Annotated in this window: 16 protein-coding genes; 12 read left to right on the plus strand and 4 right to left on the minus strand. The window is 69.8% G+C overall.

Annotated features, from left to right (window positions below; translation table 11 throughout):
* Positions 1–36 precede the first annotated feature (36 nt).
* Positions 37–1365, minus strand: a complete 1329-nt coding sequence (locus A4U64_RS11970; RefSeq protein WP_065922594.1) for an SAM-dependent methyltransferase — start codon at positions 1363–1365, stop codon at positions 37–39.
* Positions 1366–1829: 464 nt separating this feature from the next.
* Between A4U64_RS11970 and A4U64_RS11975 the strand changes: the two genes are divergently transcribed.
* The 4 genes from A4U64_RS11975 (at position 1830) to A4U64_RS11990 (ending at position 5337) form a co-directional block, all read left to right on the plus strand.
* Complete coding sequence (locus A4U64_RS11975; protein ID WP_065922595.1) at positions 1830–3077, plus strand: amidohydrolase; 1248 nt, start codon at positions 1830–1832, stop codon at positions 3075–3077.
* 236 nt (positions 3078–3313) lie between these two features.
* On the plus strand, positions 3314–3481 hold the full coding sequence (locus A4U64_RS28795) for a hypothetical protein (protein ID WP_231772855.1): 168 nt from the start codon (positions 3314–3316) through the stop codon (positions 3479–3481).
* 189 nt (positions 3482–3670) lie between these two features.
* Positions 3671–4336 (plus strand): HEAT repeat domain-containing protein, encoded by a 666-nt coding sequence (locus tag A4U64_RS11985; protein WP_065922596.1) that lies wholly within the window; start codon positions 3671–3673, stop codon positions 4334–4336.
* A complete protein-coding gene (locus A4U64_RS11990) occupies positions 4336–5337 on the plus strand; it encodes a MerR family transcriptional regulator (protein WP_065923479.1) in 1002 nt (333 codons plus the stop codon). Before A4U64_RS11985 ends, A4U64_RS11990 begins: the two co-directional genes overlap by 1 nt.
* A 112-nt stretch (positions 5338–5449) precedes the next feature.
* On the opposite strand, the gene A4U64_RS11995 is transcribed toward A4U64_RS11990, so the two are convergent.
* A complete protein-coding gene (locus tag A4U64_RS11995) occupies positions 5450–5833 on the minus strand; it encodes a VOC family protein (protein ID WP_065922597.1) in 384 nt (127 codons plus the stop codon).
* 154 nt (positions 5834–5987) lie between these two features.
* Between A4U64_RS11995 and A4U64_RS12000 the strand changes: the two genes are divergently transcribed.
* Positions 5988–6446, plus strand: coding sequence for a hypothetical protein (locus tag A4U64_RS12000; RefSeq protein WP_006930659.1), 459 nt, complete (start codon positions 5988–5990; stop codon positions 6444–6446).
* Here the strand turns inward: A4U64_RS12000 and A4U64_RS12005 are convergent.
* Positions 6433–6732, minus strand: coding sequence for a protease inhibitor I42 family protein (locus tag A4U64_RS12005; protein WP_029543529.1), 300 nt, complete (start codon positions 6730–6732; stop codon positions 6433–6435). The genes A4U64_RS12000 and A4U64_RS12005 overlap by 14 nt on opposite strands.
* A 143-nt stretch (positions 6733–6875) precedes the next feature.
* Here A4U64_RS12005 and A4U64_RS12010 point away from each other — a divergent pair, with 143 nt between their 5' ends.
* Positions 6876–7313, plus strand: a complete 438-nt coding sequence (locus A4U64_RS12010) for an SRPBCC family protein (protein WP_006930655.1) — start codon at positions 6876–6878, stop codon at positions 7311–7313.
* A gap of 107 nt (positions 7314–7420) precedes the next feature.
* On the opposite strand, the gene A4U64_RS12015 is transcribed toward A4U64_RS12010, so the two are convergent.
* Entirely contained in the window at positions 7421–9241 is a 1821-nt protein-coding gene (locus A4U64_RS12015; RefSeq protein ID WP_065922598.1) for an NAD(P)/FAD-dependent oxidoreductase, read from the minus strand.
* 194 nt (positions 9242–9435) lie between these two features.
* Between A4U64_RS12015 and A4U64_RS12020 the strand changes: the two genes are divergently transcribed.
* From A4U64_RS12020 to A4U64_RS12045, 6 genes are all read left to right on the plus strand, one after another.
* Positions 9436–10422 carry a glycoside hydrolase family 26 protein gene (locus A4U64_RS12020; protein ID WP_185712728.1) on the plus strand — a complete coding sequence of 329 codons (987 nt, stop codon included), beginning with the start codon at positions 9436–9438 and terminating at the stop codon, positions 10420–10422.
* 1 nt (position 10423) lies between these two features.
* The gene (locus A4U64_RS12025; RefSeq protein ID WP_065922599.1) at positions 10424–11665 is read left to right on the plus strand and encodes a PP2C family protein-serine/threonine phosphatase; all 1242 of its coding nucleotides are present in this window, start codon (positions 10424–10426) and stop codon (positions 11663–11665) included.
* Positions 11662–13626, plus strand: a complete 1965-nt coding sequence (locus A4U64_RS12030; protein ID WP_065922600.1) for a glycosyltransferase — start codon at positions 11662–11664, stop codon at positions 13624–13626. Before A4U64_RS12025 ends, A4U64_RS12030 begins: the two co-directional genes overlap by 4 nt.
* Complete coding sequence (locus tag A4U64_RS12035) at positions 13623–13961, plus strand: STAS domain-containing protein (protein ID WP_050035162.1); 339 nt, start codon at positions 13623–13625, stop codon at positions 13959–13961. Before A4U64_RS12030 ends, A4U64_RS12035 begins: the two co-directional genes overlap by 4 nt.
* Positions 13951–14376: an ATP-binding protein gene (locus A4U64_RS12040; RefSeq protein WP_050035161.1), complete on the plus strand. Its 426-nt coding sequence runs from the start codon at positions 13951–13953 to the stop codon at positions 14374–14376. Before A4U64_RS12035 ends, A4U64_RS12040 begins: the two co-directional genes overlap by 11 nt.
* Before the next feature lie 301 nt (positions 14377–14677).
* Complete coding sequence (locus A4U64_RS12045; protein ID WP_006930641.1) at positions 14678–16093, plus strand: amino acid permease; 1416 nt, start codon at positions 14678–14680, stop codon at positions 16091–16093.
* Positions 16094–16162 lie beyond the last annotated feature (69 nt).

Below are 16162 nucleotides of genomic sequence, written 5' to 3' on the forward strand. Positions count from 1 at the left end.
TCCGCATCGTGTCCGTGTGCCGGCAGAGGACCGACATCACTGCGTGTGACTGTGGCCCGGCGGAGAGGGGTCCGGTTCGGGTGGCCGCAAGAGTTCGGCGCGGGTGCCGGGCATGCCGCTGTGACCCCGTTCGGTGCATTTGACCGCCAGGACCTGATTGATCCCGAGCCGGTTCGCCGCAAATGCCAACGCCGAGCCGGCCATGTACAGCCGCCATACTCGTGCCCGCCCGGCGCTGCTGTGGGCCACCGCCTCGTCCCAGTTCGACTCCAGGTTCGCCACCCAGGCCCGCAGGGTCGTCGCGTAGTGCTCGCGCAGCGACTCGACATCGCGCACCTCGAAACCGGCCCCTTCGAGCGCCTCGATCATCGTCGCGAGCGGCAAGATCTCGCCATCGGGGAACACATAGCGATCGATGAACGACGTTTTCGAGAACTCGGCGAGGGATTTGCCCGGTCGCCGCGAGATCGCGTGGTTGAGCAATCGCCCCTGCGGGCGTAGCAGCGCGAACAGGTCCGCGGCATAGGTCGCCAGCATCGCAGCGCCGACGTGCTCGGCCATGCCGATGCTCGAGATCGCGTCGTAGGGGCCGTCGGTGACGTCGCGGTAGTCCTGGACCCGGATCTGCACCAACTCGCCCACGCCCGCGTCGACCATCCGCTTGCCGGCGTAGTCCGCCTGTTCGTGGGACAGGGTGACACCGACGACGTGCGCGCCGTAGTGACGTGCCGCGTGCAGCGCGAAGGTCCCCCACCCGCAGCCGACGTCGAGCACCCGCATCCCCGCGGTCAGGCCGAGCTTGCGGGCCACCAGATCGCATTTGGCGTACTGGGCGGCGTCCAGATCCTCGCTCTGCGCCGCCCAGTATGCGCACGAGTAGGTCATCGACTCTCCGAGCACGAGTCGATAGAAGTCGTTGCCGACGTCGTAGTGGTGGCTGATCGCGGCGGCGTCACGCCCCTTGTCGTGCCGGCGCCCGCGCACCGGTTTCATCTCCTCCACCGGCGGCCGCGGGGGCGGGCCGAGGATCCCCAGGCGCAGCGCCGCTTTCACCACCGCCTTCTTCGTGTGCCCGTCGATCCGGACACCCGGGCCGCGGCTCGGGTCCGACACCTGCTCCAACACGTCCAGACCGGGGAGCAGGTCTCCCTCGATGTCGATGTCGCCGGAGACGTAGGCCCGAGCGAAACCGAGATCGTTGGGCGACCACAGCAATCGCCGTAGACCACGCCTATTGACCAGGTGCACCCGCCAGGGCGCGTCCGCAGGCCCACTCCGACTGCCGTCCCAACACCTGATCCCGACCGGAGCCTCCTCGCCCAGCACCGCACGAACCAGCGGCGCCACCGTGTCAGCGACCGTCATACGCACCTCCGTCACAGTTCGGGCCCGACCACCATCGCGACTGCGCGGTTCCCGCTGCTCGCCGTGACGCTCAGGGCCTGTCAACCCGCACCCGCGTCCCGCAACGCCACCTCGTCGACAGTATCGATGGACCCCCCTCGCCGCACACCATTACACCAATCTCCGTGTCACCAAACCGGCTTCGCCGAGCTTGCACACCTCGTCGACCACCGGTCCAGCGCCACAGGCTCCGCCAGGGCAGCCCTCGACCCGAGCCGGCTGTGGCCGATAGCGCTTCGGGCGAGGCGGTGGCCGAACGTCTTCGTGCGCAACCCGTTCGAGCCGGGTCGCATGAAGTCACCCCGCGCCGAGTAAGGGCGTGGAAGGATGGCCTCACGCACAACCGCGCTCCGTGTGCACAGCCAGCCCCATGGAACCCGAAGGTCGAGTCGTCTGCCCAGCAGAAGACGTAATCGAAGAAAACCATGACCGCACCCGGCGGTATCACGATCGATCCGGCACTCGTCGATCTGTACAAGGACCTGCACCGGCATCCCGAGCTCGGATTCCGAGAAGATCGCACCGCCGCGATCGTGGCCGACCGGCTGAGGGCATCGGGATTCGAGGTCACCACCGGCGTAGGGAAGACCGGCGTGGTCGGCGTCCTGAAGAACGGGCCGGGGCCGACCGCGCTGCTGCGGGCGGACATGGACGCCCTTCCCGTCCGGGAGGACACCGGGCTCGACTACGCCGGCACCGCCACGGCCACCGACGAGCACGACGGCACGGTGCCGGTCGCTCATGCGTGCGGCCACGACCTGCACACCACCTGCCTGCTGGGCGCGGCCCGAATTCTCGCTACCGACCGGTCCGGCTGGACCGGCACCCTACTGCTGGTGTTCCAGCCCGCCGAGGAGCTGGGCGCGGGTGCGCAGGCCATGGTGGACGACGGACTGTTCGACAGATTCCCGAAGCCGGACGTCGTGCTCGGTCAGCACGTGGCGCCCCTGCCGGCCGGCAAGATCGCCGGACATCCCGGCCCGTCGTACGCGGGCTCGGATTCTCTGCGGGTGCGGCTCGTCGGAAGGGGCGCGCACGGACCGATGCCGGAGGCGTCGGTCGATCCCATCGTGTTGGCCGCCGCCACGGTGTTGCGTCTGCAGACCGTCGTCTCCCGGGAGATTCCGAGTACCGCGACCGCGGTGCTCACCGTCGGGTCGATCCATGCCGGTGACGCCGCGAACGTGATTCCCGGGCACGCCGAGATCCAGTTGAACATCCGCAGTTACGACACCGCCGTGCGCCGCCGCATCCTCGACAGTGTCGAACGCATCGTGCGCGGCGAAGCTGCCACGGCCGGCGCGCCGGAGGACCCGACCATCACCGAGATCGAACGCTTTCCGGTCGTCACCAACGACGCGGACGCGTTGCGCACGAGCCTCGAGGCCTTCGCGACGTGGCTGGGGCAGGACAACATTCTCGATCCGGGAGCCGGCGCCGGAAGCGAGGACGTCGGCATTCTCGCCACCAGCGCCGGGGCACCGCTGTCCTACTGGCTTCTCGGCGGCGCCGATCCGTCGCTCTTCACCACCGGTGACATGACCGATCCCGCGCTGCTCACCGTGCCGTCCAACCATTCACCCCACTACGCCCCTGTAATCGAACCAACGCTGCCGATCGGGGTCGCCGCGTTGGTGACCGCTGCCCGGACGTGGCTGCCGTCGACTCACTGACCGTCCGCAGCACCGGTCTCGATGCGTCCGCAATCACCCGCTACCGGCTGCACCGCATCGACCCATACCGAGTTGCTGGACGACAAGCGACCTTACGTCAAGTGACTTGGGTCTGGTGACCGGCAACACCGGCTCGGCCGGCAACATCACCCCCTGATCAATGCGGCGGTGTACCTGCGCACCGATCCGAGCACCCCGCCGCTTCGCGGGTGGACCATGGACTTCGACTACTGCCCGTGCACGGTTCACTGGCGCAACGAGACGACCGGCGCCCCCGGCACCGCAAAGCCCACACCGACCTGCTGCCGGTGCAGACCGCTGCGGACGCGATCACCGCTACCGTCACCATCGACGGGGCAAGTATCACGCTGCAGTCGGGCGCCCCCACCTGGCACGCCGCGTGAACGAGCGGTGAATCCGGGGCCGGACGGCCCCTCGAACAGCGCCGATTCCCCGCACGACGGATGCGGCCGAGGGAGATGCTTTCGTCGGTGCGCGCGGATCGTGACGCCAGGCGCTGCGCCGACGGCGAGCATCACTTGACCTTCACACTGTGACAAGCGCTCGAATGGTCGACGAAGGAGGTGTATCCCATGAACACAGCCAGCCACGGCGAGCCGGATGCTCGCCTCGTCGCCGCCCTCGTCAGTGCCGATCCGGCAACTCGGCTGCGGTCGGCGCTCGAGGCCGGCACCCTCGCCGACGTGCGGCTCACGACCATCCTCGTCGGCCGGTGCGGCGTCGAACCGGACTTCTTCGTCCGCGACATGCTGACGTGGGCGCTGTGCCGGCTCCCGGCCGACGTCACCGTGCCGAGACTGCTCGAGGAACTCGGCTCCGGCAGCGCGCAGGCCCGCAGTCAGGCCCTGCACACGCTGTCCAAGATCGGCGATCGGAAGGCCTGGCCTGCGGTGTCGACGATGCTGCACGACGGGGACGACGACGTTGCCCGCAGCGCCTGGCGGGCGGCTGTCACGCTCGTGCCGGCCGGCAGCGAGGGCCGGCTCGCCGCGGCTCTGGGGACCGCACTCGGCCGAGGCGACCACGACCTGCAACTCAGCCTCAGCCGTGCACTGGCGATGCTCGACGAGGCGGCGACGCCGGTCCTGGAAGCGGCCATGGTGAGCTCCGACCCCGGCGTCCGGGCGCATGCGGAAGCTACCGAACGGCTCCGCCTCGATCCCGACAGCGGGTTCACACTGTCGCTGGAGCTGGCGAAACGTGTCGCCGCCACCGCACCGGACCGGGAAGTGACGTGATGTTGATCGGTGAGGTCTCGCGACGTTCCGGTGTCAGCACCCGCATGCTGCGCCACTACGACGCCCTGGGTCTGGTGACGCCGACGGGTCGCACCTCCGGCGGCTACCGCGAGTACACCACCGACGACATCCGTCGCCTCTTCCATGTGGAGAGCCTCAGGAGTCTGGGCTTGTCGCTGCACGAAACCAAACGCGCGCTGGACGAACTCGACTTCGCGCCGGCCGAGTTGGTGCACGACCTGATCCGGCACACCCGTGCGCGGATCGCTGCCGAGACCGAACTGCTTGCGCGACTCGAGCGGGTCGACTCGGCCGCGCCGGAAGCGTGGGAGGACGTCCTGCGCATCGTCACACTGCTACACGCGTTCGAATCGGAGTCCGGGTCCCGCCGTCAGCAGGCCGTCCTGTCGCAGCACGAGAACGCGGCGCTGCCCGTCGAGGCTCTGGCCGAGGCAGCACTCGCAGAGGACGACCCGAACGTCGCCGGGGCGCTGCGCTGGTCGTTGGCGAGGGCAGGGGCTGCGGGGCTGGCGGAGTTGGCTGCCGGGTTGGACTCGGCAGACGTCGACGTCCGGCGGAGGACGATCGCTGCTGTCGCGGAGGTGCACGTCCCAGCCGCGACCGCGCTGCTGTCGAAGGCTCTCGACGACAGCGATGTCACCGTCCGCGACCGCGCCGCCGTGGCCCTCGGCTCCCGGGGTGCCGGGGAGGCCGTGCCGATCCTGCTGGAGATGGTCGTCGAGGGCCGGGCCGACGTCGAAGCCGCCGAGGTTCTGGGCATCCTGGCCGGCGCATCGGGGTCCACGGTCGACGTTGTCCGCGCCGTGCAGGAGGTGCTCGACGGCTCGCTCGACGCACCTGCACGCCTGCGCGTGACGCAGGCACTCGCCGAGATCCCCGGACCTGCGGCACGGGACGTCCTCATCGCACTGACCGACCACCCCGACCGGGTGGTCGCAACGACCGCGTCCGTGATCCTGGACAGGCGCGAGTCACCGTGAACGGCTGAGGTGCGCCCAGCACCCCGCGGGGTGCACGGGCCGAGTCGATCCGCCCCGGCCCTCCTCGCAGGGTGCGTTCACAGTCGACGTCGAACAGCCCCCGACGCGGCCGCTACACGCCGCGCCTCGACTCCCACAACCCGATCACGTTGCCCTCGGTGTCGGCGAAGTACGCTGCGAATCCCATGTCGCCGATGGGCATTCGCCCCGTCACCGTCTTCCCGCCGAGGGATTCGATCCTCTGCAGCGCGGCGTCGATGTCCTCGACGTCGACGGTCACGACGGGACTCTTCAACTCGTCGCGTCGGAACATGCCCCCGTTGATGTACCCGGGTTCGGTGGAGGTGCCGGTCTCGTCGACGGGACCGGTGGTGACGAGGGTGTAGTCCATGCCGGGGACGTCCGCGAGCGACCATCCGAATGCGTCGCGATAGAAGGACCGGGCGCGGTCACCGTCGTCGTAGGGGAGCTCGAAGTGCACGATGCGTCCTGCCATGACGTTCGCCTCCTGTGCGACCGGAACGACCGGGTTTCAGCGTAGCCTCCGCGAACTGGTGGACCCGCCCGATCGAGGCCGATCGGCGCTAAGCCACCGCTAAGAGGATGCGGGTGTACTCGACCGTGACAGCCCGGTCGAGCGAGGAAGAACCATGCACGAGAGCACGTTGACCGTCCACCTCCGGGCGGTGCTGCAGTTGACGCAGACGCAGATCCAGATCTTGGCGGCGCGCCGGGAGCGCACGGCCGACCCGGTGCGCCTGCGGGAGATCGCGGACGATCTGGAGCACGCGCTCGGCTACCGGGACGCTCTGGAGCAGGCCCTCCAGGATGGCGGCGCGCCGGCCGAGCGCCCGTCGGCGCGGGCCGCGCGCCTGAGTCGCTGCGTGGAGCAGATTGCGACGTCCGGCGACGGGCGCCGGGTGGCGGTGCTGGAACGGGTCCTGCACGAGCAGCTGGTGGACCGCACCCGGGCGCTGGCTCGACTCACCGCGGCCGGCGACCATCGGCCGGTGCACTACTGGGCACGGCGCTACCTGGCGCACTGCCGGAGCCTGGGCGAACCGCAACCGGCCGGGGGCGACGAGCAGTGGTCCGTCAGGTCACGGTGACGGTCATGCTCCGCTCGTCCGCCGACCTGTGCTCGGCCCGCTGCAACTGGAGCGACACCGGCCAGGTGCCGGGCCGCTTGGCGCGCAGGTAGAGGATGCGTTCGCTGCCGGCGCCGGGGAGCGGATTCCGGGACGGTACGAATCGCACGTCGCTGAGCAGGAGACCCTTGCCGATGTGGGTGGGGCACCAGGTGTAGTCGCGGGAGGTGTTCTCCGGCAGGTGCAGTTCGATGGTGTCGCCCACGGCGACCTGCAGGTCCCGGGGTCCGGTCGTCACGTGCCTCATTGGACCAGAGTACGGCGGCTTTGTGATCTATGTCACTATCGGGAGCGATCCGGGGGCCTCGTTCGTCGGAACACGTGTCGGGGGTCCGCGAGGCGGGTACCCGGACCACCGGCATGGGAATCGACCAGGGAGTGGGAACACATATGGCCGCATCGGTGTCAGACGAGTTCGAGATCGAGGCGACGCCCGAGCAGGTGATGCGCGCGTTGACCGACATCGAGCGCATCCCGGAGTGGTCGTCCTCCCACAAGGACGTGCAGGTCGAATCGCGGCACGACGACGGCCGGCCCCGCGTCGTGCGCATGACGCTCGCACTGTTCGGCATCTCGGACACGCAGGTGATCGAGCACGAGTGGACCGAGGAGTCCACCTCGTGGACGCTGATCGAGAGCGAGATGCAGCACTCCCAGGACGGCGAGTACCGCCTGACCCGCACCGAGCGCGGGACGCGCGTGCGGGTGACGATGTCCACCGACCCGAAGATCCCGGTGCCGGGCTTCATGCTCAAGCAGGGCCAGAAGCACGCGGTGAAGACGATCCGCAAGGGTCTGACCGAGTTCGTCCTGCGGCACTACGCCTGACCCGGCAGCCCGACCCGGCACCAGGTCCGGCACGCCACCCGCCCACAGTCTCGGCACGCCGAGCCGCCGGCGCGTCGTGCGCGCCGGCGGCTCGTCGCTTTCCCGGATCAGCTCAGGTGGTGGACCTCCTGAAGCCCGTACACCGGCGTCGGGATCCCCTCGTGCCGGGCCTTGAGCTGCAACGCCAGGTACAGCGAGTAGTGCCGCGACTGGTGCAGGTTGCCGCCGTGGAACCACAGGCCCTCCTGCCGGGTGGGCTTCCACATGTTGCGCTGCTCGCCCTCCCACGGGCCGGGGTCCTTGGTGGTGTCCGACCCCAGGCCCCAGCACTTGCCGACCTTGTCGGCGACGTCCTGGCCGATCAGGTCCGCCGCCCACCCGTTCATCGAGCCGTAGCCGGTCGCGTAGACCACCAGGTCGGCCTCGAGCTCGGTGCCGTCCTCGAGGATCACGCTGTTCTCGGTGAGTTCGCGGACGCCGCCGTGGGCCAGCTTGATCTCGCCGTCGGCGACGAGTTCGGCGGCACCGACGTCGATGTAGTAGCCGGACCCGCGGCGCAGGTACTTCATGAACAACCCGGAGCCGTCGTCCCCGAAGTCGAGCATGAACCCGGCCTTCTCGAGCCGGGCGTAGAAGTCGGCGTCGCGCTCCCGGATCGCGTTGTAGACGGGAATCTGGAACTCGTGCATGATCCGGTACGGCAGCGACGCGAACGTCAGGTCGGCCTTGGCCGTCGTCATCCCCGCGGCCAGGGCCCGCTCGGAGTACAGGTCGCCGAGGCCGAGGTCCATCAATGAGTCGGATTTGACGATGTGCGTGGACGAGCGCTGCACCATCGTCACGTCGGCGCCGACCTCCCACAACGCGGCGCAGATGTCGTGCGCCGAGTTGTTCGCGCCGATCACCACGGTCTTCTTGCCCGCATACGCGTCCGGCCCGGGATGCTGGCTGGAGTGGTGCTGGTCCCCCCGGAACCGGTCCATGCCGGGGAAGGTCGGGATGTTGGGCTTGCCGGACATGCCGGTGGCGAGCACCAGCTGCTTCGGCCTCAGCACGACGGGTTCGCCGTCGCGGACCACGTTCACGGTCCACTCGCCGGTCGCCTCGTCGTAGGACGCCGAGGTGCACGTGGTTTTGGACCAGTAGGGCACCTCCATGACCTTGGTGTACATCTCGAGCCAGTCACCGATCTTGTCCTTGGGCGCGAACACCGGCCAGTTCTCGGGGAACGGCATGTACGGCAGGTGGTCGTACCAGACGGGATCGTGCAGGCACAGCGACTTGTAGCGGCCGCGCCACTGGTCGCCGGGCCGGTCGTGCTTGTCGAGCACGAGCGCGGGCACGCCGAGCTGGCGCAGGCGGGCGCCCAGGGCGATGCCGCCCTGGCCGCCGCCGACGATCACGACGTACGGCTGGGTGGTGTAGCCGAGTTCGCGCTCCTCGGCCTCGCGCTTCTCGGACCAGGTGACGCGGTTGCGGTCGGCGCCGTGCTGCACGCCCTTGGGCCGGCGGACACCCTTGCTCTCCTCGTGCCCCTTCAGCTCCTGCATCGTGGTGAGCAGGGTCCAGGCACCCTCGTCCTTCAGCCGCAGGTGCCCGACGCCGCGGCCCACAGCGGTCTCGAACGCGATCCAGGCGCTGACGACGCCGCCGTCCTCGGTGGGGGGCTCGGTGGTGCGGAACCCGCTGGGGTCGGCGTCGTGCAGCCGCGCACGGAGCATGTCGCCGACACCTTCCCGGCCCTCGACGGTCTTGAGGTTCCAGGTGAAGGCGACCAGGTCGCGCCAGAAGCTGTCGGTGGCGAACATGCCCGCGGCGGCCTCGACGTCGCGCGCGGCGAGGGCGGCCTCGAAGTCGGCCAGCCACGCGTCGACCCTCTCCTGCGGTCCGGTGATCGCGGCGTCGGGTGGGGTCAGTGTGTCGGTCATTGCGTGCTCCTCGTCCTGAACTGTTGTGATACAGAGCACACCGCACTGCAGGTGGGTGCGGCCAGCGTTGCATCGTGTTGCACCCTGCGGCACACCGCTGCACGGACCCGGACGTCCGGCATAGACCCCGCTCCCATCCCGGACGAACCGTCACAAACCCGGCGACGGTTCGTCCGGGATGCGAGGGTGGAGCGGTGAGAAACGGACATCCTCGCCCGGCGGCGGTCGCGGCGGGCCTCGCCGTCGCGGTGTCGACCGCCGTGGGATGCGCGCCTGCGATCGACTGCGGCGCCGCGATCACGCCGCTGCACGAGCCGGTCGGCGCGTGCCTGCGATTCGGCGTGAGCACGCCCGGCGGCCCGACCGCCGTCGACGAGTTCGAACGGGTCGCCGAGATCGCGGGCACTCCCCCGACCGTGGTGCTGTCGTTCTCCGACTTCGCCTCGCCGCCGCCCGTCGCGGGGCTCGCCGCCGTGCGGCGGCTGGGCGCCGACCCGATCGTCACGTGGGAGCCGTGGCGCTGGCTCGGCGACGGGCGGTACGAGCGCGGCGAGTTCACGATGGCGTCGATCGCCGCGGGCGTGCACGACGACTACCTCTACCGCTGGGCCGACGAGCTCGCCGCGTGGGGTTCGACCGTCTACCTGCGTTTCGCGCACGAGCCGAACGGGACCTGGTACCCCTGGAGTCCGGCCGGGGGGACACCGCCGCACGTCTACGTCGCCGCGTGGCGTCACGTGCACGAGTTGTTCGCGTCGAAAGGGGTGGCCAACGTGAAATGGGTGTGGGCTCCGAACGTCTCGTTCGAGGGCAGCAGCATGATCGCGGACCTGTACCCGGGGGCGGAGTATGTCGACGTGGTCGGGGCCGACGGATACAACTGGGGCGCCACGCAGCCGTGGAGCCGCTGGACGTCGCCGCGGGAGCTGTTCGAGGAGACCCTCGACGAGCTCGGCCGGATCGCGCCGGGCAAGCCGATCGTGGTCACCGAGGTGGGCAGCACCGATGTCGGCGGGTCGAAGCCGGACTGGGTCGGCGACCTGATCTCCTTCCTCGACGACCGGACGGATGTGGCGGCGTTCGTCTGGTTCGATCACGACAAGGAAACCGACTGGCGGCTGGCGAGCACCCCGGAAGGGGCTGCCGCGCTGGCGGAAGCCCTGCAGAGGGGGCAGCGCTGACATGACGACCGACGCCTCGCACCTCCCCGACGACCTCGAGGACCAGCGGGTCCGCGACCTCGAACGGCTGGAGATCCTCGACACGCCCCGAGAAGACCGGTTCGAGCAGATCACCCGCATGGCCCGGCACGTGTTCGGGGTGCCCATGGCGAGTGTGGCACTGCTCGACCGGGACCGGCTCTGGTTCAAGTCCCTCCAGGGGCTCGACCTCGTACAGGTGCCGCGCGAGGAGAGCATGTGCAAGACCACGATTGCGCGCACCTACCACCATCCCGGCGATCCGACGCTGATCGTGGAGGACGCCTCCGCCGACCCCCGGTTCGCCGGCATTCCCGGTGTCGGCGGCGCCGACGGCGTCCGCTTCTACGCGGGCTACCCGTTGTACGGTCCCGCGGGTCATCCCGTCGGCACGTTCTGCATCTACGACACCGAGCCGCGGACACTCGACCCCGACCAGCTCGACGCGTTCGCCGAACTCGCCGAATGGGCGCAGCGGGAACTGCAACGCGCCGACGAACTCGATCGCGCCGCCGCGATGCAGGCCCAGCTGCTGCCGCGCCCGTTGACCGGGCTGCCCGGATTCGAGGTGCAGGCCGTGTGCATTCCGGCGTTCGTGGTCGGCGGCGACTTCTACGACCACTACCGGTTGCGCGGCGGGCTGGTCGTCACCGTCGCCGACGTGATGGGCAAGGGCCTCGGCGCGGCGATCCTGTCCTCGGCGGTGCGCTCCACGTTCCGCGGCGCGTCCCGGGTGATGGAGCGGTTCAGCCACGCCGAGGCGTGCAGCGTCCTGGACACGGGCGCCGCGCTCGGCGCCGCCGCCGAGAACCTCACGGACGACTGCGAACACACCGGCACCTTCGTCACCGTGTTCCATGCCGCCGTCGAGTTCGTCACCGGGTCGGTGGACTACGTCGACGCCGGGCACGGCCTGGCCGCGATCCGCCGCACGGACGGCTCCGTGGTGCCGCTGACCGGCACCGGGCTACCCGTCGGCGTGCTCCGCGACACATCGTGGCAGGCGCAGTGCACGCGCCTCGAACCCGGTGACACGCTGGTGATCTGCTCCGACGGGCTGCTCGACCTGCTCGACGAGCACAGCGACCGGGAGGCCCTGTACCGGTTCGTGGCCGACCATGCGACGCCGCACGACCTGACCGAGGCGGCGCGGGCGCTGGCCGAAGGCAACCCACCGATGGACGACGTCACCGTCGTCGCCGTCCGTCGCTGCGAGGACGCATGAGTGCGGCCGGTGCGGACCGCTACCCGTCGCCGGGCCTGCGGATCCTGATCACCGCGACGGTGCTGCTCGGCGTGAACTACGTGGTGTGGCGCTGGCTGTTCTCCGTCAACTGGTCCGCGTGGTGGATCGCGGTGCCACTCGTCGTCGCCGAGACGTACAGCCTGATCGACTCGATGCTGTTCGGGCTCACGATGTGGCGGTGGCGCCGGCGGGCCGCGCCGCCGGTCCCGCCGGACGGGCTGACCGTCGACGTCTTCATCACCACCTACAACGAGCCGGTCGACCTGGTGATCGGGACCGCCGAGGCGGCGGCACGCATCCGGTATCCGCACGAGACATGGATCCTCGACGACGGGGAGCGGCCCGAATTGGAGCGCGCCGCAGCCGAACTCGGGGTCCGGTACATGACGCGGGCGGCCAGCTGGACGAACAAGCCCCGGCACGCCAAGGCGGGCAACCTCAACAACGCCCTGCTGCACACGCACGGCGAGTTCATCCTCGTCCTCGACGCCGACCAGGTGCCCGACCCGGAGATCCTGCACCGCACCCTCGGCTACTTCGAGGATGAGCGGACGGCCCTGGTGCAGACACCGCAGTACTTCGTCAACGTGCCGGACTCCGATCCGCTGGGCAGCCAGGCCCCGCTGTTCTACGGCCCGATCCAGCAGGGCAAGGACGGCTGGAACGCCGCCTTCTTCTGCGGCTCGAACGCGATCCTGCGCCGCGAGGCGCTGATGCAGCTGGGCATCACCGGCTACGTCCGTGCCGTCGAGGAGGGCGTGGTGCGGGCGCTGCGCACGGCCGGCAAGGTGCTCGACCGGGCGCGATCCGAGGTCGGTGCGAACCAGCCGGAGGTTCTCGCCGCCCTCGATTCGGTGCGGGTGGCCGTGCGCACGGCCCGCGCGGCCGTCCGGCAGGGACAGCCGCTCGCCGAGGTGACCTACCGGTTCCAGCAGAGCGTGGACGAGGCCGCGCGGGCCGTGGTCGACGCGGACGCCGGATCGATCCGCGCAGACCTGGAGGCGATCGCCGCCCTGACCGCCACCCCCGGGTCCGACGCCGACGGAGTTCTGCTCGACGAGACGACACTGTCGCGCCTCGCAGACCGCGAGTGGTCGCCGCTCGGGGCGCTCGAGTCGATCCGCACGATGATCCGCGCCGTCGACGTCAGCCGCGACGACGAGGCCGAACCGACGCTGGCGCTGGCAACGATCTCGGTGACCGAGGACATGGCCACGTCGATGCGCCTGCACGGGATGGGCTGGAAGTCGGTCTACCACCACGAGGTGCTCGCGCACGGTCTCGCGCCGGAGGACGTGGGCACGATGCTCACCCAGCGGCTGCGCTGGGCGCAGGGCACGATCCAGGTGATGCTGCGGGAGAATCCGCTCGTGCAGCGAGGATTGACGATCCCGCAGCGGCTGATGTACTGGGCGACGATGTGGAGCTACCTCGCGGGTTTCGCGGCCGTCGCCTACATCGCCGCGCCGGTGATCTACCTGATCTTCGGAGTGCTGCCCGTGCAGGCCTACAGCTGGGACTTCTTCGGCCGGCTCATCCCGTTCCTGCTGTTGAACCAGATGCTGTTCTTCGTGGTCGGTCGGGGCACCCCGACCTGGCGGGGGCAGCAGTACAGCCTGGCGCTGTTCCCGGTGTGGATCAAGGCGTGCTGGACGGCGTTTCGCAACGTGTACCTGCACAAGCCCCTCGACTTCGCGGTGACCCCGAAGACGCGGCAGGGCCGCGCCACGCTCCCGTGGGGCAAGGTGCGGTACCAGATCGCGGCCATGGCGCTGCTGGTGATCGCGTCGGTGGTGGGCGTGGTGCGCTTGTATCTGGGCGCGAGCTCGGTGCTGGGCGTCGGCGTCAACCTGTTCTGGGTGCTGTTCGACCTGGCGATCCTGAGTGTGGTGATACCGGCGGTCCGCTACCGCGGGCCCGACATGGAAGGAAGACGATGACGCACTTCGCAACCCGCACCACCGGCTCGGACGTGGTGGTGGTCCGGCCCGAGGGCCGGCTGAACATGGTCGCCGCACCGCGGCTGCGGGAACAGCTGCGCGGCCTCGTCGAGAGCGGGTCCGCCCGCGTCGTCGTCGACCTCGGCGCCACCGAGTTCATCGACTCGTCGGGGCTCGGGGCGCTGGTGTCGGGGCTCAAGGCCGCCCGGCAGGCCGGCGGGGACCTGCGGCTGGCGGCGCCCACGGCGCAGGTGCGCAGCGTGCTGTCGCTGACGAGCCTCGACCGCGTGCTGCGCACGTACGACTCCGCGGACGCCGCGTTCGATGGCGACTGACCCCGGCGCGGGATCTTGGGCCCTGACGACCGTCACGGGCGCCGACACGCTCACCGACGTGCACGCGCTGATCGAGAAGATGATGTGCGCGGGGCAGGTGGAGGACGAGGATCGATTCCCGTTCGAGATCGCGGTGGCCGAGATCGCCGCCAACATCGTCGAGCACGCAGGCGACGGCGCTCCGGTCACGATGCGGCTGGAGCTGCGCCTGTCCCCGGACCGGATCGAGGCCTGCTTCCACGACGACGGCCGGCCCGCGCGCGTCGACCTCGAGACGGTCCGGATGCCCGGGGACATGGCCGAGCGGGGCCGGGGCCTGGCGATCGCCCTGGCGGCGCTGGACGAGTTGTCCTACCGCAGGCGGGGCGGCAGCAACCGGTGGATCCTCGTGCGGGAACGGGCCGACCCGGCATAACCGCGCACCGGTCCGCCCGGGGCCGGCCACGCGACCGGCCCGGCGTCCGCCCTCGCCGCGGCGACCGAGATGCCGACTTTGTCCGGACCACACCCGTTAACTTCCCGTTAAGTCGACTCCCACGCGACCGCTCGGACCGCCGGAAAAGCCCAGGCCGGCGCCGCGCATCTGCCGTTTCGTCGAACGTCGGGATCGACGGCTCGCCGATGTGTCTATTACAGCGGCGGAGCGGGAACCTCAGACTCAGGCGGTCGAGAGGTACATCACACTCGATACCAAACCTGGTTGTGAAGGGGTTCCCATGTCGAACAGCGATCAGCCCGAGCTGAGGCACACGCTCGAGAAGCGGCACCTGTCGATGATCGCGATCGCGGGTGTCATCGGTGCAGGCTTGTTCGTCGGCTCGGGCGCTGCGATCCGGGAGACCGGTCCCGGGGTGCTGGTCGCCTACGCACTCGCCGGGGTGGTCGTCGTGCTCGTCATGCGCATGCTCGGCGAGATGGCGGCGGCGAATCCGCAGACGGGGTCGTTCTCGGCGTACGCCGACCGGGCCATCGGCCGATGGGCCGGGTTCTCCATCGGATGGCTCTACGCCTGGTTCTGGATCATCGTCCTGGGCATCGAAGCGACGGCCGGCGCGGTGATCATGAACCGCTGGATTCCCGGCGTGCCCCAGTGGACGTGGGCGCTGGTGCTCATGGTCGTGCTGACGCTGACCAACATCGCGTCGGTGAAGTCGTTCGGCGAGTTCGAGTTCTGGTTCGCCGCCATCAAGGTCACGGCGATCGTGGCGTTCCTCGTGCTCGGCGTCCTCGCGATCTGCGGCTTTCTGCCCGGCGTCGAGGCGCCGGGACTGAGCAACCTCACCGGTCACGGCGGCTTCTTCCCCAACGGGACAGGCGCCGTACTCGCCGGGGTCCTCGTCGTGGTGTTCTCCTTCTTCGGAGCCGAGATCGCGACCATCGCCGCCGGCGAGTCCGCCAACCCGGCCGAGGCGGTGCGCAAGGCGGTGCGGTCGGTCGTGTGGCGGATCCTGATCTTCTACATCGGCTCGATCGCCGTCGTCGTCACCCTGCTGCCGTGGGACGACGCCTCGGTGGCGTTGAGCCCGTACGTGGCGGTCATCGACTCCTTCGGCATCCCGGCGGCCGCCACCATCATGGACGTCATCGTGCTGACGTCGGTGCTCTCGTGCCTGAACTCGGGCCTGTACACCGCCAGCCGCATGATCTTCTCCCTGTCGCGCCGCGGTGACGCCCCGCCGTCGCTGGCCACCATCGGGCGGTCCGGTGTGCCCCGCAACGCGGTTCTCGTCTCCACCGTGGTCGGCTTCCTCACCGTGGGCCTGAACTACCTCTACCCCGAGACGGTGTTCCTGTTCCTGGTCAATTCCTCCGGAGCGATCGCCCTGTTCGTGTGGCTCGTCATTGCCGCGTCCCAGCTGCGCATGCGCCGCTCGCTCGAGGCCCAGGGCCGGGAGCTGTCGCCGAGGATGTGGCTCTTCCCGTACCTCACCTGGTTCACCATCGCGGCGATCGTCGCGCTGTGCGCCGGCATGATCGCCCTGGAGAGCACGCGCAGCCAGATGCTGACGTCCGCGGCCCTCGCCGCCGTCGTCGTCGGAGTCGGCGTCTACCGGCAGCGCCGCAGTGCCGCTCCGGCTGCGCCGGTGGACGCGAACGCCGGCGTCGCCGACGTGGTCCCGGAAACCACCTGACCGACCGGCCGGTGTCGCCCTCGCGGGTACCTGCCTCACCCCGGGGGGCGACGTCGTGTCCCGAGTTCC

The organism is Rhodococcus sp. WB1, from assembly GCF_001700945.1.
Classification (GTDB): domain Bacteria; phylum Actinomycetota; class Actinomycetes; order Mycobacteriales; family Mycobacteriaceae; genus Rhodococcus; species Rhodococcus aetherivorans.